Consider the following 21,402-nt stretch of genomic DNA (forward strand, 5'->3'; position numbering starts at 1 on the left):
TCCGGCGATTACGCCAGACCACTCAGGGCGTTTTCCGCCGAAATCGGCAAGGCGTTGAACCGGTTGGCGCGCAGTTCGGTGATGGCATAAATGGCGCGGGCCGTGCGGCCATTGCCATCGACAAAACTGTGGTAACCGAGGAATGCACCGAGCACCTGTTTGCCGAAATATTCGTGGGTCGGGTCAAGGGTGGCCAGGTGTTTTTCCAGCATCGCCGCGCCCGACACATTGGACGGGTAGCGCGCCTGGGCGGTGGGGCTGCGCAAGGCGTTGCCCGCCTCGGGTACAAGGCGTCGATGCAGCGCCTGGTAAACCGCCGGGTCCGTCAGGGATTGGCCGTTGCGGCTGTACTCGCGTAGCAATGCACTGATGGTGTCCGCTTCGTTTCGCGAACTTGACGCTTTGAGTATCCACGCCGTGGCTCGCTCGGTGTTATCGGTCAACCCGTTCGGGTTAAATGACACATCGTCGAGGATGCCGCCGTAAGGCGCCTTGCCAAGGTCCGACGTTCTTACGATGGCCTGGTGTTGATTCATCGCCACCAGGTTTTTGTATTCCACTTTCAGGGTGTCGTTGAAGATCTCCGGCAATACCGTGGAATCCTTGAACTGATGAAGGTTGGCCAGCGAGTACTTTTGCCCTTGCTGGCGTATCAGCGAATCCACTACGTCCGTGTCCAGCACCTTCGCCAGCGATCGGGCATCGTCAGACTGGCGTGCGATGTCGGTCAGTGCGTTTTCCAACAGGTGCTGAAGTTCTTGTTCGGGAACCTGCTTGAGCAACCTGGCGCCATTGGCGTGCAGGTGGTTGAGTACCTGTTCGGCGGTTTCAAGGCTGTCACTTTTAAACAGCGCCCGGGCGTGGGCCACGGTGTCCAGTCCCATGCGGATCTCAGAGGCCGCGCCGGAGTGGTTGATCGCCCGGATTAGATCGTAGGCGTTGCTCCCGGTCAGATGCCGCAGCTGTGCCCGGGCCGTTCGGGTGGAGGACGAGGCGAGGAGGCCCACTTTCAACGCGCCTTTGCCAATCAACTTCGCGCCGCCCTTGAGCAGTTGCGGGATCCCGTCCAAAGGGTTGAACAAACCGACGACGGCCCGGGCACTGACCCGGGAGGCAGACAACAGTTTCGTGACGACGGTCGAGGCTTTGCTGCTGGCGGCGAGGATTTTCCCGGGCACGATCGCAAAGGCCAGTGCCAGCGCCGCAGCATCCATGACACACCCCAAAATGGCGTTTTGTTGGCGAGTGGGATTGCCCGAAGACATTTCTTCAACGCATTCCTTGAATGGAATAATCATATTGAGCAGCGTATTGAAGATCGCATCGGACTTCTCGATCGCGCGTTCCCGTTCGGTCTGGTCGAGGCCCATCTGCTGCAATTCGTCAGCCGTGAAATACGGGTTTTTTTCGGCAATAAGCTTGCCGAGTGCTTCTTTGCGCGACGAGCGAAAGAACAGGTTTGGAGAACCGGCGTCTGCAGTGTCCGGCGATGCCTGGTACTCGCCGATTTTTCGGATAAAAAACCTGGACCGGACAGTGTTGCGTGGTGTCTGGTTTTGTAAGTAAGCCCGGACATCCAGAGGGGCATCATCAAACGTGTTCCGGTCGGAAAACTTTACCTTGCCGTCATTGCCGTCCGGCGTCATCAAAGAACGGAACACGGACTCAAGTTCAGGATTTAACGTGCACTCCATTCGTAATGGAAACAACTCAAAGCAATGCACCTGCGCATTCATGTGCACACAAAGAACCACACCATAACGCCCGGTTTCTCCCGGAACAGGCGTCAATGGGCGAACGATGCCGCCTGGCGCCGGCAAGTTCGGAAAACGCGTGGTTTTATATTCCTCGATGCAATAAATACCGACTGCGCCGTATTCAATAAAGGGTGCTTGATCGCGCGGTAATTGGGATAGTGCCACTTCAATGCTGCTGGCCAGCGCCTGTGTGATTGCGCTGTGATGCGCATTGATCGCCTCTTCATATAAGTTGGCAACCGGATACAACTCGGTCAATTCAGGAAATGACTGATAAATACTGAGTCCTTTGACGCGATCCCAATCCTGGCTGTGAAGTTCATCGCCCATATAAAGATCGAGCACCGACACCTTGCGCCCGACACCACCGCCGCTGCCTCGGTGTTTGACCAACAGTTCATCAGGGTCGCAGTGGGGGGCCGTGGATTTCAACTCTTTCAGCGCGAGCGGTCTGCGATGGGGCAATGCTCTGCCGAGGCTCGCAGCGGCGTTCTGCAGCTTATCGAGTTGCTGTGTGTATTCCGTGGTGGCCAGGGTGATCGCTTGTTGGCTCAGGTTGCCTTCTGCATCCCGGAAAATGAGCTCGTTCATCAGCGCCCAGGTGACGATCGGGTCCAGCGCGTGGGACGCCTGCAGCTCAGCCAGTTGTGGGGTCGCCTGACAAGACTGGCTCAGTCCGAGCAGGTGCTCGTGAGTCATCAGGCGCGAAACACCGGGGATCAGCGTTTCGGCAAACTGTGCGGCCTGAGTCGCCACCACCCACGCGGGTGTGCCCATGCGCAGCTCGGCAGGCCAGCCAGCAAACAGGTATTGCGGCGCCATACCGCCCAGCACCAATTCCGCAATGAGCGGGGCGAACAGTTGATCAAGCTTGAGGTGATCGACCAGATGCTGTTCCAGACGCGCGCGAACACTGGCCGGGTGCAACAGGAAGTTATCGGTGGAATAGAGATTGAAGCCGGCGAATGCCGTGTTCGCGGTGTCTGCGGCGGGATCAAGATCAAGCAGCAGCGCAGCGATCAGCAACTGCTCGACAAACACCTCAGACGGCGTCGCCTGGGCCGGCTCGGTGAACCAGCCCAAGGCGTCGATGTAGGCTTGCCCTTGGCGCGTGGACCAGACGGCGATGTCGATCAATCGTTGTAAGCGATAGCCCTGGCTGGTGGGCAGGCGATCTGCCGAGGTGCTTTCCAGCCGCAGATGACCGCCAAAATGCTCCGCCAGAGAGATTTCACCTCCGGTTAAATCCTCGGTGACCCGGCGAATGATGGCGCGATTATGCTCGGTGAGTGCGAAAGGCGAATCCTTCGGGGCGTCCAGTAGTTGCCAATAGTTGGCAAGCCGAGGGGCTTCGGGAAGGTTGGTGTAGTGGAGCAGGTCAATCAGTCCTTTGGCGTCCTCTTCGCGGGCTGGCAGCGCAAAACCCTGGAAGTTGAGCCATTGGCCCACGCAGATCCACTCGCTGGAGCTGATGAAACCTCCGGTCAGCGCAGCCATGTTGGCCAGCAGTTTCAAGTCCTCGGCCAGTGCAGGAATGCCTTCCACGTGAACAGTGATGTCGACACGGGTGAAGTAGGCGGTGGTCGTGACAGGTGTTGGACTGTCCGGACGCTCGACGGAGCTCAGATTTTTCCAGACATGATAGAAACGGCCATTTTTATCGACTTGATATTCCCCATGCCTGGGCAGGGAACGCTCGCGTCGCCGTTTTACAAATTCAGGATGCCGGGTCAGTCTGGAAAGACAAACACTCCCCGGACGGTGGAGTTGATCAAAGTTGGAGCCCGTTACTGTCTTGGCCGCCAGGCGATCCAAAGACCATTTCAGGGTGTCTTGAACATAGTTATCCGTTAAGAAATTCCCCAATGCCAGGGTCATTGCTTGTTTTTGAAGTTCGTTGCAGGAAGTGGCTGGAAAATTATTCGGGTTGTGCATGTGAAGTTCCATCTTCGGTTGCTTGTCGTGTGAGTTTTAATGTTGATGATCAGTCAGTTTTTCCGAGCTCTGAAGAGTAATTGGATATGCACGGCATTGGCATGATTGCTCTATGTCTGCATGTTTAATGCTGTGTGAAATATCGCTGCAACACTGTTCAAAAGGTCGCGACAGAGAAGTTCGCTTGAGGTGTTTCCGGATGTATTAAGTTTTGAGGCATTAACCCAAGTTATTACGTTAACCGCGGTATTGCCCCGGCGTCGCCGCCAAATGCTGTTTAAACGCCCGTTGAAAGTGCGCCTGATCGGCAAACCCGGCTTCCAGCGCCACATCGGCGATCAACTGGCCACTGCGCAAGCGCTCCCGGGCAAACTGGATGCGCCGGTTGACCAGAAACGCATGGGGTGTCATGCCGAAATGCTGTTTGAACGCACGGATCAGGTAGGACGGCGACAATTGCGCCGCTGCGCAAATGTCTTCCAGTTTGAGCATTTGCGTGCAGTGGTCGCGGATGTAGTCGGCGGCCCGTTCCAGTTTGAAATTGGGCTCGCGTAGCGGCGGATCGCCGGGGTTGAGGCGTTGTTGCACATCGGTGAAAAACTCCACCGCCGCGCTGTGTTTGCGCAGCACATCGTGCTGAGCGTCGATCAACACCGCGTACAAATCCTTCAGGCCGGCAAACAGGCTGGCGTCGCGCAGATGGGTGATGGAAAACCGCCGGAACGCCTGGTCTTGGCTGAACCCCAGTTGATGCTGCAAGTCCGTCAGCCACGGCGTCTCGACGTAGAGCATCAGGTACGACCAGGGTTGGTCGTCGATGGGGTTGCAGGCGTGGACATCGCCGGGATTCATCAGCACCACCGTGCCGGCGCTCACCTCGAATGCCGATTGCTCGTGAACATATGTGCTGCACCCGGCGGTGATCGCGCCGATGGAAAAGTGCGCGTGGGAATGTCGGGCGTAGCAGACCTCACGCCCATCGGCGATGGCCCGGGCCTCGATGAAGGGCAGGGCGTCGTCGCGCCAGAAGCGCGGGGCTTTGTCGGCATCTTTGGCTGCGGCGTGTTTCATCGTCGGCGTCCTGGCAGGTCAGCGCACGAGTGTATTAGCTCTCGCCGTGAAAGGCGCGTTGCAGTTCGGCGATGTCGAGTTTTTTCATTTGCATCATCGCTTGCATGGCCCGTTGGGATTTGACCGTGTCGGTGTCCTTGAGCATTTCCATCAAAGCCACCGGCACGATCTGCCACGACATCCCGAACTTGTCCTTCACCCAACCACATTGCTCGGCCTCGGGCACGGCGGATAACGCGCCCCAGAAATGGTCAACTTCATCTTGCGTGTAGCAATTGACCTGGAACGACACTGCTTCGTTGAACGTGAACACCGGGCCGCCATTGAGTCCCGTGAAGCTCTGGCCGTCGAGTTCGAAACTCACGGTCAACACCGAGCCTTCCGGGCGGCCATGAAACTCGAAACCGGCCTTGCCGTAGTGGGTGATGGCGGTGATTTTCGAGTGATCGAAGATCGAACAATAGAATTTGGCAGCGTCTTCGGCCTGATCGTCGAACCACAGGCAGGGTGTGAGTTTTTGCACGCGGTGCATGGCGGTTCTCCTCTACGGGTTAATCACGCTGGATTATCAGCGTAGTCAGTCTGTAGTCGATTGGCGGTGCCGTAGATCGACAAGTCGCAGCCCCTACCGTTTGTCGCTAGACTGGCCGCCCCGATTTTGCCGCAAGGACGCTTAGCATCATGGTTGCCCCTCGTTTATTGGCTGTTGCCTGCCTGCTCGCCAGTGCTGGCGTGAAGGCCGAACCGTTGACGTTCCACCTCACTGATCCGGCGCAGAAATACGCGATTGAGGTGGTGTTCCCGCAGCCTCCTGCACAAAGCTACGAAGGCGCGCCCGCGCAGATCACTTTGCGCGACAAAACCAGCGGCCAGGTGCTGCAACGCATTGATTCACCCGAGGCGTTTGCCGTGTACAAACCGGACAGCCGAATGATTGAGATCAATCAGGCCCCGCTCTATGGCGAACAGAGCTTGCTGTTTTTCGATGACTTCAATTTCGACGGACAACAGGACTTGGCTGTGCGCAACGGCAGCGAAGGTGGCTATGACGGGCCTTCCTATGACATTTACCTGTCCGATCCAGCGAGCCCGACTCTGGTCTTTAGCCCGGCTTACGCCTACCTGACCCGCGATCAGCAATTGGGCATGTTCCGCGTTGATCCGGTCGCCAAACGCTTGCACACCGGCTCGAAAAGCGGCTGTTGCTGGCATCAGTACGCGACTTGGCAGATCGAGAATAATGAACCGGTCATGGTCGCGGAAAAGATCGAAGCGATGCAGATGCCGACGCAAGCCAATCCCTACATGCCAGCGGGCTACCTGGACGTCACTGAACGCGAGCTCAAGGACGGCCAGTGGATCGAACACCAGACACTGGCGGGGCCCTACGCCGAGCCGCCATTGACGTTTCGCGGCACCCTTAACGACAAAATCGCGTTCGAGCTCTGGTGGCAAATCCAGGGCGAGGTGTACATCGGTGAAGTGCGTTACGGAAAAAGCGGCAGCGGCAAACCGATCCGGCTGGTCGGAGACTCCGTCTATGGTCGCGGTGTGTTGCTGCATGAATTGGACGATGACGGGCAGATCACCGGCGACTGGTCCCTGAAAGACGAACCGGACGAACAGGGTAACTACACAGGCACCTGGCGCAGCGCCAAGCGCGAGTTCAACGCCAAAATGCGTCTCGCCGAATTCAAGATTGCGCCGCAGAAACTTGAAGGGGTGGCCAACAATCAGCGTGAAGGTGAGTACAGGGTGACCAATTTCGAAGAGAAACGAATCAGCGAGCTCTCGGTGAAAATACTGCCGAGAATCGATAATGGACCGGAGACTGCCGATATCACCCTCGACTACTCCCAGCTCAAGGACCCGCCGAGCGAAATCCATTATCAGTCGACGTTGCAGGCGGGCAATCTGGCCATCGTGCTGGACGCCCAGGGTGGGCCAGTGTTTCGTTTGCAGTTGCTCAACGGCGCGGCGGTCGTGACGGGTTACGGTGAGTACCGGAAATACGGCGGCAACTACGTAAAAATCCGCTGAGGCGCAGCCCTAGAACTCCCACTTCGTGCTGAGCTGCAAACTCCGCGGCTCCCCATAAAACCCGGTGCCGAAATTCCCGAGCCCGGTGTAATAGGTCTTGTCGAACAGGTTCTTCACATTGAGCATCGCACTCAGATGCTCGTTGAAACGATAGCGCCCCATCACGTCCACCAGGTAATAACTGTCCTGGGTGATGCGCGTGTACTGGCCGCCATCGTTGGGATTCGGCCGGAACACATTGCCGAAAAACGCACTCTGCCAATTCACCCCGCCACCGACCGTGAGCTTTTCCCAAACCCCGGGCAGTCGATACGTACTGAACACCCGCACCACTTGCGCCGGCGCCGTGGTTTGCAGCACGGAGCCATAGACGTAATCGCCCTTGGCATCGCGTGTGTGGTTGTAGGTGTAACCGGCCGAGAGTTTCCAGCCGTCCATCACTTCGCCGGCCAGTTCCACTTCGAAACCTTGGGTGGTCGCGCCTTGAATAGGGCGGTAGATCGACTCGGTATCGACGCCGCTGACGTACTCGGCGAGGTTGTCCTGTTCGATGCGGAACACAGCAGCCCGGGCGTTCAGTCGCCCGTCGAAGTACTCAGCCTTGATGCCGGCTTCGTAGGCATCACCTTCCACTGGATCGAGCAGTTGGCGGTTGGCGTCCTTACTCATTTGCGGCTGATAGATGTTGGTGTAACTGGTGTACACCGAATAGGTGTCGTCGAGGTCGTAGACCAGCCCGGCGTAGGGCGTGACCACGCCGCTTTGCCGGTAGCCGTCACGCACGTCCGGGGTGCTGGCGTCGAGGTAGTCGAGGTGGTCGCTGCCCTTGAAATCACTGACCCGGCCGCCGAGGATCAGCGACAGATCGTCGGTCGGCTTCAGGCGCGTGGCCAGGTAGGCGCCGGTCTGGCGCTGGACGATGTCGTCAGTGCCGATCCGGGGGATGTCCGGTTTCGGGAATTCGCCGCGCCAGTCGAAGATGCTGCCATCCAGCGGCGGGTAGACCGAGCCGTGTACCGGGATGTCCTGGCGGGTGTTCATCGACCTGAATCCGGCGATCAACTCGTGCTCGCGACCGAACAGGCTGAACGAGCCGCTGAGGTTGACGTCGAGGTTGTCCTGCACCTCATCGCCTTTGAATTTGCCCATGTACATGAACATGCCGGTACCTGTGACCGGGTCCGGATTACCGCCGCTGGCCGAGCCGAGAAAAGTGTCGTGCTGGCGGTGTTTGCGGTCGTAGCTGACTTTCAATGTCCAGTCGTTAGCCAGTTGCTGTTCGAGTGCGGCGAACAGCGTCTGGTTGTTGAAGTCGCGGCGGCTCCAGTCGGTGGCCGGGTTGAACGAGCGTGAGAAGTTCGTGCGCGAACCGTCGCTGTTGAACATCGGGAAACCGGTCCAACTGGCGCCACGGGAGCGGGTGTTTTGCTGGTCGATGCCCAAGGTCAGAAACGTGTCAGGGGTCAGGTCGGCTTCGAGGATGCCGTAGGCGATGTCCTTGGTGTTTTGATAGTGATCGGCGTGGGCGCTGCGGTCCTGATAGACCCCGACGAAACGCCCGCGCACGTTGCCGCTGTCGGTCAGCGGGCCGGAGATATCGCCCTCGCTGCGATAGCTGTCCCAGGAACCGACGCTGCCGCTGACCGAGGCCTTGAACGCTTGGGTCGGGCGTTTGCGGATCAGGTTGACGGTGGCCGACGGATCGCCCGAACCGGTCATCAGGCCGGTGGCGCCTTTGATGATGTCGACGCGGTCGAACGTCGCCATGTCGGTGCTGGTGGTGCCGTAGTCGTAGACGCCGTCGTAGTCGGTATTGACGCCGTCGTACTGGAAATTGGTGATCGGCAGGCCACGGCTGGAAAACTCCCAACGTTCGCTGTCGTAGTTCTGCACGCTGATGCCGGGGGCGCGACGCAGGACGTCGGTGATACTGGTGCCGCCCTGATCGTCCATTTGCTGGCGGGTGATGACCGTCACCGATTGCGGGGTTTGGCGTAATGACAGCGGCAGGCCGGTGGCTGAGGAGGTTGAGCCGGTGGTGTAGGCGTGGGTGGCTTCGGTGATGGCGCCGAAGCTGAGCGCGGCGATGTTCGTGGCGTCCAGTTCAAGTGGGCCACTCGCGGTTTGCAGGACATAACCGCCGCCGGTCTGCGGTTGCGCTTGCAGGCCGCTGCCCTGTAGCAGGCGCTGTAACGCTTGTTGTTCGGTGAAATCGCCGCTTAGGCCCGGACTGAGTTTGCCGCTGGCCAGATCGTTGTGCCCGGCGAGGAAAATCCCCGCTTGTTCGGCGAAGCGGTTGAGGGCGCTGACTAGCGAGCCGGCGGCGATTGCGTAATGACGCTTCTGGCTGGCAGGTTGCTCACTGGCGGCGGGAGCGATGCCTGGCGCCAGACTCAACAGCCCCGCCGCCAGCGCAAAGGTCATCGGGCGAATCACGCTTTCGGGCCGACACTGACCCACCAAGGCAAAGTCCTCTGCACCTGGATCGGCAGCGCCGCTTCCAGCAAGCGCAAGGCCTGATCGGTGTCCTTGAGCGGGAACGAACCCATTACCGGCAGCCCGGCAATCGCCGGATCGCAGGCCAGATGCCCCGGTCGATAACGACTTAACTCTTCGATCAACTGACCCAGCGGCAGGTTATCCGCCAGCAACACCCCACGCCGCCAGGCTTCGCGTCCGGCAGCGGCAGGCGAGGTCGCCAGCGTCTGGTCATCGCTGAACGCCAGTTGCTGGCCGGCTTCGACCACCTGCACCTGGCCGTGCAAAGTCCGGACTTCGACCGCGCCTTCGTAGACGTTCAACAACGTACGCTGCTCTTCCTGCCGCACGCTGAAACGCGTGCCCAGCGCGCGCATCTGGCCTTGGGCGGTGTGCACCAGGAACGCTCGGTGGCTGTCCTTGGCGGTGTCGATCAACACTTCGCCGCAACGCAAGAGCAACAGCCGTTGCGCGCCATCGAAACGCACGTTCAGCGCGCTCAGGGCATTGAGCCAGATCCGGCTGCCGTCGTTGAGCAGGGCTTCCCGGGTTTCGCCGGTGCCGGTGGAGAGGTCGGCGGTCCAGCGGCCCACGGTGTCCGGCAGCGAGGTTTGCCGCCACGCGCCCCAGCCCAACAGACTGCCCGACGCCAGGATAAGCAGGGTTTTGAGGGTGTGTCGGCGGCTGACCGGCGAGCGCGCGGTGTTGCGCAGCACGTGGCTGGCGGCCTGAGGTTGGTCATCTTGCAGGGCGGCGAAGCGTTGACCGACGCGCTCGACATAGCGCCAGGCTTGCTGGTGGTCGCCGCTTTGCGCCAGCCAGGCTTGCCAGCGTTCGCGTTCCTGTTCGCCGGCCTGCTGATCTTGCAATTGCACATACCATTGGGCCGCCTGTTCGAGGCTGGCGTGGCTGATGCTGTTCGGGGACGTGCGGGACATGGGTTACTCGATCAGCAGGCCGTCGAGTTCGGCCTCGAGCATCGCGCAATGCATCAACGCCTGGGCCAGGTACTTCTTGACCATGCGTTCGCACACGCCGATTTGTTCGGCGATGGCGCGGTAGGGCAGGCCATGCAACTGGGCGAGGATGAACGCATCGCGCACCCGTTGCGGCAGCCGTTGCAGCATGGCGTCCACTTCATACAGGGTTTCGACGATGATCGCCCGTTGCTCCGGCGACGGTTGAACGGCTTGAGGCCGTGCGGCGAGGGTATCGAGCCAGGCTTGCTCCAGTTGACGACGGCGCCAGTGATCGATGCACAAGCCCCGGGCGATGGTCGCCAGGTAGGAGCGTTCACGGGTTTCGCAGTCGAACGCCGGCGGACGCTTGAGCACCCGGATAAACGTGTCATGGGCCAGGTCAGCCGCATCGAAAGCGTTATTCAAGCGTCGGCGCAGCAGCTCATGCAACCAGCGATGGTGCGAGAGGTAGAGGTTCTGAACGCTGGAGATATCGGCGACCGTCATTGTGAGCACTTGTCCATGGGCGACCGGCGCCTTCGGTGCAAATAAGAATTGGTCGCGATTAAACCAAATGGCCTGTGTGTGCGCAAATGATATTGGTTTGCTTTTAGGCGACTGAGGGTCGAGAGGAGTGGTGATGTAGTCAATATGACGTCGTTGTGAGTCATTAAGACCTTGTCGGCGCTGAGTCATATTGACTGCTCTGTAATCAAACGATTGATTTAGCTAGCAATAAATACTGGCACGGCTTTTGGATTAACCCACGTACAACTGAACAGCTTCGGGAGTACGGAAAAATGTTCGATTTCTTCAGCAATCCCCAGAACGTTCTGCACCTGTCGAGCAAAGTCCTGGGCTTGGGCCTGACACTGCTTTTGGTCGGCATCTACGGCGCTTACCTCTACAGCGGTCACTTGCCCATCGTGGTGTTGGTGTCGATGCACGCTATGACCATCATCGGCCCGACCTTGCTCAAAATCGGCTATGTGATGCGGCTGCTGGCCCAGCATCGGTTGGCCACTCACTACGTCGGCGCGGTGGCTTGATGCGCCTGACTGGCAAAACCGGTGGGAGCGAGCTTGCTCGCGATAGCGGACGGACAGGCGACAAAAGTGTTGAGGCTGCAACCGTCATCGCGAGCAAGCTCGCTCCCACAGGGACAGTTGTTTTCAGTCTTGGCTTTCGCCCGTTTTTCCTTGCCGGTGCCGGGTTTGCCGTGGTGGCAGTAGCGATCTGGGCCTTGTGGTTGTACGGCCGACTACCCGGCGCGCAGCCCATCGGCGGAATGCTGGCCTGGCATCGGCATGAAATGCCTTTCGGTTTCACCGCGGCGATCATCGCCGGATTTCTGCTGACCGCCGTGCCGAACTGGACCGGGCGTCCGGGCCTCAGCGGCTGGCCCTTGATCGGCCTGTTGCTGGTGTGGCTGCTGGCGCGACTGGCCTGGCTGCTGCCAATCAATCCGACGCTGCTGATGGCCCTGCAAGTCCCATTTCTGCCGTTACTGGCCGTGTGCCTGGGGCGGGACCTGGTCGCGGCACGCAAACGCGACAACTATCCGATTCTGCTGATGATCACGCTGCTGGCGGGCTGTCAGGTGATGACGCTGTGGGGCATCGCGACCGATGACGCCGGATTGCAGCGGCATGGCGTGCTGGCCGCGCTGTGGTTGGTGGCGGCGCTGATGAGCGTGATCGGCGGGCGGGTGATTCCGTTCTTTATTCAGCGCGGCTTGAATCGACCCGCTGCGGCGCCGGCTTATCCATTGCTCACCAAAGTGTTGCTGCTGGGCAGTTTGCTGGCGGCTGTGTCGTTTGCCGCCGGTTTGAACGACACGCCCAGGTTGTGGCTGGCCGCGTTGTTCCTGGTGCTGGGCGGCGTGCATCTGCTGCGGTTGTGGCGCTGGCACGACCGGGGCATCTGGCGCGTACCGTTGTTGTGGTCGTTGTACCTGGCTTACGCGTGGCTGGTGGTGGCAACCCTGGCCATGGCGCTGTGGCACGCGGGGCTGATGCCGCAGCAGAGCCTGGCCACCCATTCGCTGGCAGTCGGCGGAATTGGCGGACTGATCCTGGCGATGATTGCCCGGGTCAGCCTGGGGCATACCGGGCGATTGCTGCAGCCTTCGAAAGCCGTGGTGCTGGGCTTTGCGCTGCTGTTGCTCGCCGGTCTGTGCCGGGTGTTGCTGGTGCCATTTTCCGCCGCTGGATTGGGCCTGTCGGCGCTGCTCTGGTGTGCGGCGTTCGGGCTGTTTCTGACGCGTTATACCGGCATCCTGCTCAAACCGAGGGTTTAGCACCGAGGCCGCCGCGTTCGGCGATCCAGCGGGTCGCCATGTCGATAAAGGCCCGCAGTTTCGGCTGCGTCTGGGTGCGACTGGGGAAGTACAGGTACAGCCCCGAACTCAGCGGCACAAACGGTTGCAGCACCCGTTGCAGGCGTCCATCGGCCAACTCGTCGGCGATCTCCAGGTCGCAGGCATACGCCAGGCCCAAGCCATCCCGGGCCGCTGCCACCAGCAACTGGCGGTCGTTGACGATCACGCCACCGGTGACGCCCACGGTAAAGTCGCGACCGTCGCGGTGAAACTCCCAGCGATGAGCATTACCCGAGGTTGAAAAACGAAAGCCGATGCATTCATGCCCGGTCAGCGCCTCAGGATTAGCGGGTTGCCCGGCCTTGGTGAAATACGCCGGGGAGCCCACCACCGACCATTGCAGGTCAGGCGTCAGGCGCACGGCGACCATGTCTTTTTCAATCGACTCGCCCAAGCGAATCCCCGCGTCGAAACCGCCGGCCATCAAATCCACCGTGGCATCGTCCAGGGAAATATCCAGCGTGACTTGCGGATGCGCCTGACGAAACAGCGGGATCAGCGGCTCAATCAACAGCGCGCCGGACAACCTTGGCGCAGTGATGCGCAATGTGCCCATGGGCTGATCGCGAAAACCGCTGAGCACCGCCAGCGCTTCATCGATTTCGCTGGCCGCCGGGCGCAAACGCGCAAACAGACTGGCCCCAGCCTCGGTCAACGCCACGCGGCGGGTGGTGCGCTGGAACAACAGCACGCCGGTGCGCCGCTCCAGCAACTTGATCGCATGGCTGACCGCCGTGGGCGTGACGGCCAGTCGAGTAGCGGCGAGGGTGAAGCTTTTGTGCTCGGCCACCGCCAGGAACTCGGTCAAGCCGTCGAAAGGGTCGTGGTTCATGCTCGGCCTATTATGAAACAGCGTTTCATAGTGCTTGTAACACGAGGGCATTTTTCCGATCAATCTTGCAGCGTACCTTGGCCACATCCCAACCCCACACAAGGTATTGACCATGAGCACTTCCACCGCTTTCAAACGTGTCTGGCTTGTCACCGGCGCTTCCCGTGGCATCGGCGCAAAAATCGTCGCTGCCGCCCTGGCCAACGGTGATGCCGTGGTCGCTACCGCCCGCGACGCCGGCACCATCGGCCAGCGCTTCGGCGATCAACCGGGTTTGCTGGCCGCCACCCTCGACGTGACCAACGAAGCCCAGGGCGCCGCCGTGGCCAAGGCCGCCATCGAGCATTTCGGGCGCATCGACGTGCTGGTCAACAACGCCGGTTTCGGTTTGCTCGGCGCGGTGGAAGAGGCGAACAGTGACGAGATCAAACGGCTTTACGAAACCAACGTCTTCGGCCTGCTGAATGTCACTCGCGGGGTGTTGCCGTACATGCGCGCCGCCCGTAGCGGTCATGTGATCAACATCTCTTCGGTGGGCGGCTTCCAGTCGGCACCGGGCTACGGCGTTTACTGCTCGACCAAGTTCGCCGTCGAAGCGCTGAGCGAAGCCTTGCACGGCGAACTGGCGCCACTGGGCGTAAAAGTGACCGTGGTCGAGCCGGGTTATTTCCGTACCGACTTCCTCGACACCAACTCCCTGGTCGAATCTCCTGAAACGATCGCCGACTACGCCCCGACTGCCGGGGAAGTGCGCAAACTGGCCAAGGCTGTGAATCAGCAGCAACCGGGTGATCCGGAGAAACTGGCGCTGGCGATGATTACCCTGGTCGAGTCCCAAAACCCGCCGCTGCGTTTGCCGCTGGGGACGGATTCGGTGCGTTACATCGAGGCCAAGAATGCGTTCGTCGCCGACGAGCTGAACACCTGGCGCGCACTGTCACAGTCCACTGACTTCTAAACCCCTGCACCAATCCCTGTGGGAGCGGGCTTGCTCGCGAAGGCGGCTTAACATTCAACATCTATGTTGTCTGACACGCCACTTTCGCGAGCAAGCCCGCTCCCACAAAGTTCTTCATCAAGGCAGGGATACGTGACCGGTGGTCGCAGAAGCTGGCCACCAGGTCAATCTGCGCTTAGCTGTATGGATAACCCGAGGCGCGCTTAGATCCGCCGACCCCGTAGGAGCAAGCTTTGCTCCTGCAGGTCTAGTGGTCTCAGTAATGCGCCCCCTTCAGAACACCGTGAGTCTGAGGAAGATCCACCATGCTGACCCTGAATATCAATGGCAAGGACCAGGCGCTGGATGTCCCCGCGGACATGCCGCTGCTGTGGGTCCTGCGCGATGTCGCGCACCTCACTGGCACCAAGTTCGGTTGCGGCATGGCTCAGTGCGGTGCCTGCACCGTGCATGTCGACGGCGCGCCGCTGCGTTCCTGCATCACCCCGGCCACCGCCGTGGCCCATGGGCAAAAAATCCTCACCATCGAAGGCCTGTCCACCGACGGTTCGCACCCGGTGCAGCAAGCCTGGGCCGAACTCGACGTGGTGCAGTGCGGTTACTGTCAGTCGGGGCAGATCATGTCCGCCGCCGCGTTGCTGGCGAAGATCCCCAAGCCCACCGACAGCGACATCGATCAGGCGCTGTCCGGCAACATCTGCCGCTGCGGCACCTACCCAAGGATCCGTGCCGCGGTCAAACGCGCCGCCGAGATCGGTTGAGGCCATGTCATGAACAGCATCATAAAACCGGTTTCACGTCGCGGTTTTCTCAAGGGCAGCGCCGTGCTCGGCAGCGGTCTGGTGGTGGCGTTTGTCATCCCCGGCGCCCATCGTTTTGCCATGAGCGCGGAGAATCAGGGCAACGTTTTCGCACCCAATGCTTTCCTGCGGATCGCCAATGACAACAGCGTCACCATGCTGCTCGGCCATTCGGAAATGGGCCAGGGCATCTGGACCGGCCTGACCATGCTGATTGCCGAAGAACTGGACGCCGACTGGTCGAAAATCCGCGTCGAACATTCCCCTGCCTCGGCCAAGGATTACGGTTTGGCCGGGTTTGGTGGCATGCAGATCACCGGTGGCTCGACCTCGACCTGGATGGAATTCGACCGCTATCGCCAGGCCGGCGCCGCCGCGCGCTTGATGCTGATCGACGCCGCCGCCAAACGCTTCAACGTCGCCCCCTCGGCGATTCGCACCGAGTCGGGCGTGGTGATTGCCGGCGACAAACGCGCCACCTACGGCGAACTGGCGGATGACGCCGGCAAGCTGCCGGTGCCGGATCCGGCCTCGATCAAGCTCAAGGACGCCAAAGACTGGAAGATCATCGGTAAACCAACCCCGCGTCTTGATACGCCGGAGAAAATCACCGGCCGCGCCAAGTTCGGCATGGACGTGCAGTTCGACGGTCTGATGACCGCGATGGTCGCACGCCCGCCGGTATTCGGCGGCAGCGTCAAATCCTTCGAAGGCGCCGAAGCGCTGGCGGTGCCGGGCGTGCACAAAGTGGTGCAGGTGCCCACGGGCGTGGCGGTGATTGCCGATCATTACTGGGCGGCGAAACTGGGCCGCGATGCGCTGAAAGTCGACTGGGACCTGGGCCCGAACACCGGGCTCGACAGCGTGAAACTGCTGGAAAGCTTCCGCCAACTCGCCGCTACCCCGGGCATGCCGGCCAGCCAGGCCGGTGATACCGCCGCCACGTTGAAGAAAGCCGCGAAAAGCATCGACGTCGAATACAGCGTGCCGTACCTGGCCCACGCGCCGATGGAGCCGCTCAACTGCACGGTGAAAATCACAGCGGACAAATGCGAAATCTGGACTGGCACCCAATTCCAGACCCTCGATCAAATGGTCGCGGGCCAGATCACCGGGCTCAAACCTGAGCAGGTGGAAATCCACACCGAATTCCTCGGCGGCGGCTTCGGTCGTCGGGCCAATCCGACCTCGGACTTTGTCGCCGAAGCGGTAGAAGTGGCCAAGGCTGCGGGCATGCCGGTGAAAACCGTCTGGTCCCGTGAGGACGACATTCGCGGCGGCTATTACCGCTCGATGTTTCTCCATCAAGCGAACATTGGCCTGGATGCCGACGGCATGCCGCTGGCCTGGAAACACGTGATGGTCGGGCAGTCGATCATGGACGGCACCGCGTTTGCGGCGACCATGGTTAAGGACGGCGTCGATAAAACCTCGGTCGAAGGCGTGGCTGACAGCCCTTACATCGAGGGCCTGGCCAATCACCAAGTGGAACTGCACTCGCCGAAAACCGGCATCAGCGTGTTGTGGCTGCGCTCGGTGGGGCACAGCCACAACGCCTTTGTCATGGAATCGCTGATCGACGAACTGGCGGATGCGGCCGGCAAGGACCCGGTGGAATACCGACGAACCTTGCTCAAGGAGCATCCGCGGCATCTCGGCGTGCTGAACCTGGCGGTGGAGAAAGCCAACTGGAATGCGCCGCTGCCGGACGGCCATGCCTTGGGTGTGGCGGTGCATGAATCGTTCGGCAGCTACGTCGCCCATGTCGCCGAAGTGTCCGAGGACAACCTGAAGATCCGCGTGCACCGGGTGGTGTGCGCGGTGGATTGCGGTATCGCGGTCAACCCGCAGAGCATCGCGGCGCAGATGGAATCCTGTGTCACCTTCGGCCTCGGCTTCGCCTTGCGCAGCAAACTGACGCTCAAGGACGGCCAGGTGGAGCAGTCCAATTACCACGACTATCAGGTGCTGCGACTCAACGAAATGCCGGTGGTGGAGGTGCACATCGTGCCCAGCACCGACAAACCCGGCGGCATCGGCGAGGCCGGTGTGCCGCCGGTTGCGCCGGCGGTGGCCAACGCGGTGTTCGCCCTGACCGGCCAGCGCCTGCGGGAACTGCCGTTGCTACTGTCGGGAGTGTGAGATGAGACGACATTTGATACTCGGCGCCGTGGTGTTGGTCGGTCTGACAGGCTACGCCTCGGACTTGTTCGCAGCGGACAATCAAGCCGCGCTGCAAGCCTTCGGTACGGTGCAGAAAGTCTTCCAGAGCCCGCGCTGCCAGAACTGCCACATCCCCGGCGATTCACCCTTGCAATTCGATGCCGGCATCCCGCATGCGATGAACGTAGTGCGCGGCATGGACGGCAAGGGCGCCGCCGGTTTGCCCTGCGCCACCTGCCACGCCGAAAACAACCCGCCGGCCAGCTACGGCCCCCATGCACCACCGGGGGCGCCACACTGGAGCCTGCCGCCCGCCGCGCACAAAATGGCCTGGATCGGCCTGCCGGCGGACAAACTCTGCGCAATGATCAAGGATCGTTCCAGCAACGGCGACCGGGATTTTGCCGCGCTGATCAAGCATGTCAGCGACGACAAACTGGTGCTCTGGGGCTGGAATCCGGGCGGCAATCGGGCGCCGGTGCCGGTGCCGCATGACATCTTTGTCACGCAATTCAAGCTCTGGGCGGACGCCGGAGGCCCGTGCCCGGTGGCAGGCATCTGACCAACGGCGGGTTAAAAAGGAGTCAAACCGGATATGTGCGGCTCTAACGTACATATCCATCGCAGGAGTGACACATGCTGCTTCCAGGCAAACCGATCAAACCGGGCACTTGCGCAGACCCTTTGCACGGTCCGGACACTGCACTGCAGGAGCGCGAATTGCTGCGCGACCTGGCGCGCCAGGCCGAGCAGGAACTGACGGCGGTGCAGGTGGCGAGCATGGACGAATTGACGCTGCTGCCCAATCGCCATGGCTTTGATGCCCTGGCTCAACGCGGGCTCGACGCTTGTTTGCAGTTGGGCAAACCGGCGACCTTGCTGTTTTTCGACCTCGATAACTTCAAGCATATCAACTACCTGTACGGCCGTGCTGAAGGCGACGACGCCTTGAAAACCTTCGCCGACGTGCTGCGGATCGCTTTTCGCGAAAGCGATGTGATCGGGCGCATGGGCAGCGACGAGTTCGCGGCCCTGCTGACTGGCGCCAACGCCGTGGAAATCCCGGCGATCCGGGCGCGGCTCGAAGAGATGCTCGACGAGCGCAACGCCACGGTGCATCGCGGTTATGACATTCGCTTCAGTGTCGGCCAGATCGAGTTTCATCCGGCGCTGCACCAGAACGCCGAAGGGCTAGTGGCCGCGATCGGTGAGCAACTCAGCGGCCACCCGTTCGGCCACTCGTAACAGCGAGCCGTCGTTCCTGAACCGGCCAATCACCTGCAATCCAATCGGCAACAGCCCTTCGGCGCGTGGCAGCGGGAGATTGACCTGCGGCCAGCCGAACGCGCCCCAGAACTTGATGTAGTCCGATGGGCCGGTGTTTTCGGCACTGTCCACAAACAGCGGCGCGACGGACCCACAGCACGGGCCGAGCATCGCGTCGAAGGGCTGGCAAATCTCATTCAGGATCGGTGCAAGGGCCGTCAGCCGGGCCTTGGCGGCGGATTCCTGTTCCCATGTGGTGGCGGCTGCGCGGTCGAACATGGCCAATATCGAAGGACTTAACAGCGCCCGATGTGCCTGAAACTCCTTTGCCAGCGAGCGGGCGCCTTCGCAATCGTTGATCAACAGGTGATCGTCGAATACCCCGGCGAATGCCTCCGGCAGCTGTATCTCGCTGACCTGATGACCGGCACCGCGCAAGTGTTCAACGGCTTCTTCCAGCGCGTTGGCCACGTCGGGGGCGACTTGATCCCAGCGCGCGGTGCGATAGAAGCCCAGGCGCAGGGGGCGTTGTTCGATCTCCGGCACTTTGAATCCTGGGATCAGCACCCGCGCCATGAGATTCAGATCCCGCACCGAGCGACCGTACCAGCCCACGGTGTCGAAGCTCGGCGCCAGCGGTTTTACCCCTTCCAGTGACACCAGCCCAAACGACGGCTTGAACGCGAACAGGCCGCAATAGGACGCCGGTTTCAGCAGTGAACCGGCGGTCTGCGTGCCCAGCGCCACCGCAAAGAAATCCGCCGCCATCCCGGCCGCCGAACCGGCGCTGGAACTGCCCGGTGTGCGCTCCAGATCATGGGGGTTGCGGGTCGGGCCGGTGCGCATGTAGGCAAATTCAGTGGTGTGAGTCTTGCCCATGATCAGCGCGCCGGCCTGGCGCAGCAGGGTCACCACGTGAGCGTCCCGGGACGGTTGATGGTCGGTGTAGATCGGCGAAAAGAACTGCGTGGGATGGTCGGCGCTGTCGAGGATATCCTTGAGGCCCACCGGCACGCCCGCCAACAGACCGTGGCCTTCGTTCAATGCGGCTTGCAGGCGCACCTGACGCGGTTTGAATGAAGCGAAGGCGTGGATATCCGGTTCAAGCGTTTCAATATGTTCAAGAAAGGCATCGGCAATGGCCGCGACCGTGGTCTCGCCAGCGCGCACCGACTCGCTGAGGGCGGTGGCGTCCAGGGCAGGGCGACTCATTTGGCGAACAACTGGCTGATGTCCTTGAACGCTTTGAATTCTAGGGCATTGCCGCAGGGGTCGAAGAGAAACATCGTCGCCTGCTCACCCACCAAACCCTGAAAACGGATGCCCGGCTCGATCACGAATTGCGTGCCGAGGGATTGCAGCCGTTCGGCCAGGGCTTCCCATTCCTCCATGCCCAACACCACGCCGAAATGCGGTACGGGTACGTTGTGCCCGTCCACGGCGTTGGTGTGGGCGGCTTCTTGCGAGGCGTTTTTCGGCGCCAGGTGAATCACCAGTTGATGGCCGAAAAAGTTGAAATCCACCCAGTGATCACTGGAACGGCCTTCCTCGAGGCCGAACACTTCGCCATAAAAGCTGCGCGCGGCCGCCAGGTCATATACCGGAATCGCCAGGTGGAAAGGGGAGAGCTGCATCGGTAGATCCTCAACGGTCGGAAGGTACAGCTGAGTTTAGTCCTGTGCTTTTTGATTAAAAGACGATAATTTTTGCGTCGAGCTCAAATTATTTCGATCAATGGTGGCGGTAATGCTGCGGGAATTGAAAACCTTTATCGCCGTGACCCGTTACGGCACGTTCGCGGCGGCCGGCATGCACATCGGCCTGACACAATCGGCGGTCAGTGCGCAGATTCGCAATCTGGAACAGGCCTTGGGCATTCGCCTGTTCGATCGCACCGGACGCCAGGCGCTGCTTAACGCGGCGGGACAGCGCGCCTTGCCAATGGCCCGGGAGATGCTGGAAACCTTTGCGCGAATGGCGGTCAGCGATGACGTCAGCGAGTATCGCGGCGAACTGAAGATTGGCGCGGTGGCCACGGTGCAGACCGGTTTGTTGCCTCAGGCGTTGTTGCGATTGAGGCAGCAAGCGCCGTTGCTCGAGCCGAAACTGGTGCCGGGGGTATCGCTGAATCTGCTGAGTCAGGTGGACACCGGCGAAGTGGATCTGGCGATCCTGATCAAGCCGCCGTTTGAACTGCCCAAGGAATTGTCGGCGCAGGTCATTCGCCAGGAGCCATTTGTGCTGATCGTGCCTGCCGACTTTGAAGGGGATGATCCGTTACAGATACTCGCCGAGCATCCCCACGTGCGCTACGACCGTAATTCGTTTGGCGGACGTTTGGTGACGCGATTCCTGCGGGAACAGCAGATTGACGCGCGGGTGGCGCTGGAGCTGGATGAACTGGAGGCCATCGTGAAAATGGTCGAGTGCGGGTTGGGCGTGTCATTGCTGCCGGAGGCGGGGTTGTGGGTTGAGCATGGGGCGAAGGTGAGGGTGATCCCGTTGGGGGAATTGACGTTCTATCGCGAGATTGTGTTGCTGCAGCGCTATAGCCAGCGGACACAGCCGATTCAGCAGCTCTTTGCGCGGTGCCTCACACACACCACCTAACCCCCTGTGGGAGCGGGCTTGCTCGCGAATGCGGTCTTCCAGCCACCAGATATGTCGCCTGACACACCGCTTTCGCGAGCAAGCCCGCTCCCACAGTGGACCGCGTACAGTCTTGAATCCCAGGCATAAAAAAACCCGCCAGACTCGGCGGGT

18 protein-coding genes are annotated in these 21,402 nt (G+C 60.7%); 9 read left to right on the plus strand and 9 right to left on the minus strand.

Going from position 1 to position 21,402, the window contains the following annotated elements:
* Nucleotides 1-8 precede the first annotated feature (8 nt).
* The 3 genes from HB680_RS13945 to HB680_RS13955 all read right to left on the minus strand — a co-directional run bounded on the left by HB680_RS13945 (nucleotide 9) and on the right by HB680_RS13955 (nucleotide 5,295).
* Nucleotides 9-3,692, minus strand: a complete 3,684-nt coding sequence (locus tag HB680_RS13945; RefSeq protein WP_213939203.1) for a hypothetical protein — start codon at nucleotides 3,690-3,692, stop codon at nucleotides 9-11.
* A 237-nt stretch (nucleotides 3,693-3,929) separates the two neighbouring features.
* Entirely contained in the window at nucleotides 3,930-4,763 is an 834-nt protein-coding gene (locus HB680_RS13950) for an AraC family transcriptional regulator (protein WP_213939204.1), read from the minus strand.
* Between the two features lie 34 nt (nucleotides 4,764-4,797).
* Complete coding sequence (locus tag HB680_RS13955; RefSeq protein ID WP_213939205.1) at nucleotides 4,798-5,295, minus strand: VOC family protein; 498 nt, start codon at nucleotides 5,293-5,295, stop codon at nucleotides 4,798-4,800.
* A gap of 149 nt (nucleotides 5,296-5,444) precedes the next feature.
* On the opposite strand from HB680_RS13955, the gene HB680_RS13960 reads away from it, so the two are divergent.
* Nucleotides 5,445-6,803 (plus strand): hypothetical protein, encoded by a 1,359-nt coding sequence (locus tag HB680_RS13960; RefSeq protein WP_213939206.1) that lies wholly within the window; start codon nucleotides 5,445-5,447, stop codon nucleotides 6,801-6,803.
* A 9-nt stretch (nucleotides 6,804-6,812) separates the two neighbouring features.
* Here HB680_RS13960 and HB680_RS13965 read toward each other — a convergent pair whose 3' ends face one another.
* Genes HB680_RS13965 through HB680_RS13975 form a run of 3 tightly spaced genes read right to left on the minus strand, consistent with a single transcriptional unit; the run spans nucleotide 6,813 to nucleotide 10,747 of the window.
* On the minus strand, nucleotides 6,813-9,227 hold the full coding sequence (locus HB680_RS13965) for a TonB-dependent siderophore receptor (RefSeq protein ID WP_213939207.1): 2,415 nt from the start codon (nucleotides 9,225-9,227) through the stop codon (nucleotides 6,813-6,815).
* Between the two features lie 8 nt (nucleotides 9,228-9,235).
* Complete coding sequence (locus HB680_RS13970; RefSeq protein WP_213939208.1) at nucleotides 9,236-10,219, minus strand: FecR domain-containing protein; 984 nt, start codon at nucleotides 10,217-10,219, stop codon at nucleotides 9,236-9,238.
* Nucleotides 10,220-10,222: 3 nt separating this feature from the next.
* On the minus strand, nucleotides 10,223-10,747 hold the full coding sequence (locus HB680_RS13975; RefSeq protein WP_213939209.1) for a sigma-70 family RNA polymerase sigma factor: 525 nt from the start codon (nucleotides 10,745-10,747) through the stop codon (nucleotides 10,223-10,225).
* Nucleotides 10,748-11,040: 293 nt separating this feature from the next.
* Between HB680_RS13975 and HB680_RS13980 the strand changes: the two genes are divergently transcribed.
* Nucleotides 11,041-11,289, plus strand: a complete 249-nt coding sequence (locus HB680_RS13980) for a transmembrane sensor/regulator PpyR (RefSeq protein ID WP_213939210.1) — start codon at nucleotides 11,041-11,043, stop codon at nucleotides 11,287-11,289.
* Entirely contained in the window at nucleotides 11,289-12,539 is a 1,251-nt protein-coding gene (locus tag HB680_RS13985) for an NnrS family protein (RefSeq protein WP_213939211.1), read from the plus strand. Before HB680_RS13980 ends, HB680_RS13985 begins: the two co-directional genes overlap by 1 nt.
* Here the strand turns inward: HB680_RS13985 and HB680_RS13990 are convergent.
* Nucleotides 12,523-13,452 carry a LysR family transcriptional regulator gene (locus tag HB680_RS13990; protein ID WP_256735528.1) on the minus strand — a complete coding sequence of 310 codons (930 nt, stop codon included), beginning with the start codon at nucleotides 13,450-13,452 and terminating at the stop codon, nucleotides 12,523-12,525. The two genes, HB680_RS13985 and HB680_RS13990, sit on opposite strands and share 17 nt — an antisense overlap.
* 112 nt (nucleotides 13,453-13,564) lie before the next feature.
* Between HB680_RS13990 and HB680_RS13995 the strand changes: the two genes are divergently transcribed.
* The 5 genes from HB680_RS13995 to HB680_RS14015 all read left to right on the plus strand — a co-directional run bounded on the left by HB680_RS13995 (nucleotide 13,565) and on the right by HB680_RS14015 (nucleotide 18,618).
* Nucleotides 13,565-14,410, plus strand: a complete 846-nt coding sequence (locus tag HB680_RS13995; protein ID WP_213939213.1) for an oxidoreductase — start codon at nucleotides 13,565-13,567, stop codon at nucleotides 14,408-14,410.
* Between the two features lie 305 nt (nucleotides 14,411-14,715).
* The gene (locus HB680_RS14000) at nucleotides 14,716-15,171 is read left to right on the plus strand and encodes a (2Fe-2S)-binding protein (protein ID WP_054615082.1); all 456 of its coding nucleotides are present in this window, start codon (nucleotides 14,716-14,718) and stop codon (nucleotides 15,169-15,171) included.
* A gap of 9 nt (nucleotides 15,172-15,180) precedes the next feature.
* Nucleotides 15,181-17,352 (plus strand): xanthine dehydrogenase family protein molybdopterin-binding subunit, encoded by a 2,172-nt coding sequence (locus tag HB680_RS14005; protein ID WP_213939214.1) that lies wholly within the window; start codon nucleotides 15,181-15,183, stop codon nucleotides 17,350-17,352.
* A gap of 1 nt (nucleotide 17,353) precedes the next feature.
* Nucleotides 17,354-17,935, plus strand: coding sequence for a hypothetical protein (locus tag HB680_RS14010; RefSeq protein ID WP_213939215.1), 582 nt, complete (start codon nucleotides 17,354-17,356; stop codon nucleotides 17,933-17,935).
* Nucleotides 17,936-18,009: 74 nt separating this feature from the next.
* A complete protein-coding gene (locus HB680_RS14015; RefSeq protein ID WP_213939216.1) occupies nucleotides 18,010-18,618 on the plus strand; it encodes a GGDEF domain-containing protein in 609 nt (202 codons plus the stop codon).
* On the opposite strand, the gene HB680_RS14020 is transcribed toward HB680_RS14015, so the two are convergent.
* Entirely contained in the window at nucleotides 18,565-19,851 is a 1,287-nt protein-coding gene (locus HB680_RS14020) for an amidase (protein WP_213939217.1), read from the minus strand. The two genes, HB680_RS14015 and HB680_RS14020, sit on opposite strands and share 54 nt — an antisense overlap.
* Nucleotides 19,848-20,273 (minus strand): VOC family protein, encoded by a 426-nt coding sequence (locus tag HB680_RS14025; RefSeq protein ID WP_213939218.1) that lies wholly within the window; start codon nucleotides 20,271-20,273, stop codon nucleotides 19,848-19,850. Before HB680_RS14025 ends, HB680_RS14020 begins: the two co-directional genes overlap by 4 nt.
* 112 nt (nucleotides 20,274-20,385) lie before the next feature.
* Here HB680_RS14025 and HB680_RS14030 point away from each other — a divergent pair, with 112 nt between their 5' ends.
* Entirely contained in the window at nucleotides 20,386-21,249 is an 864-nt protein-coding gene (locus HB680_RS14030; RefSeq protein ID WP_213939219.1) for a LysR family transcriptional regulator, read from the plus strand.
* Nucleotides 21,250-21,402: the final 153 nt, after the last annotated feature.

Source organism: Pseudomonas sp. dw_612 (genome assembly GCF_018449725.1).
GTDB lineage: Bacteria > Pseudomonadota > Gammaproteobacteria > Pseudomonadales > Pseudomonadaceae > Aquipseudomonas.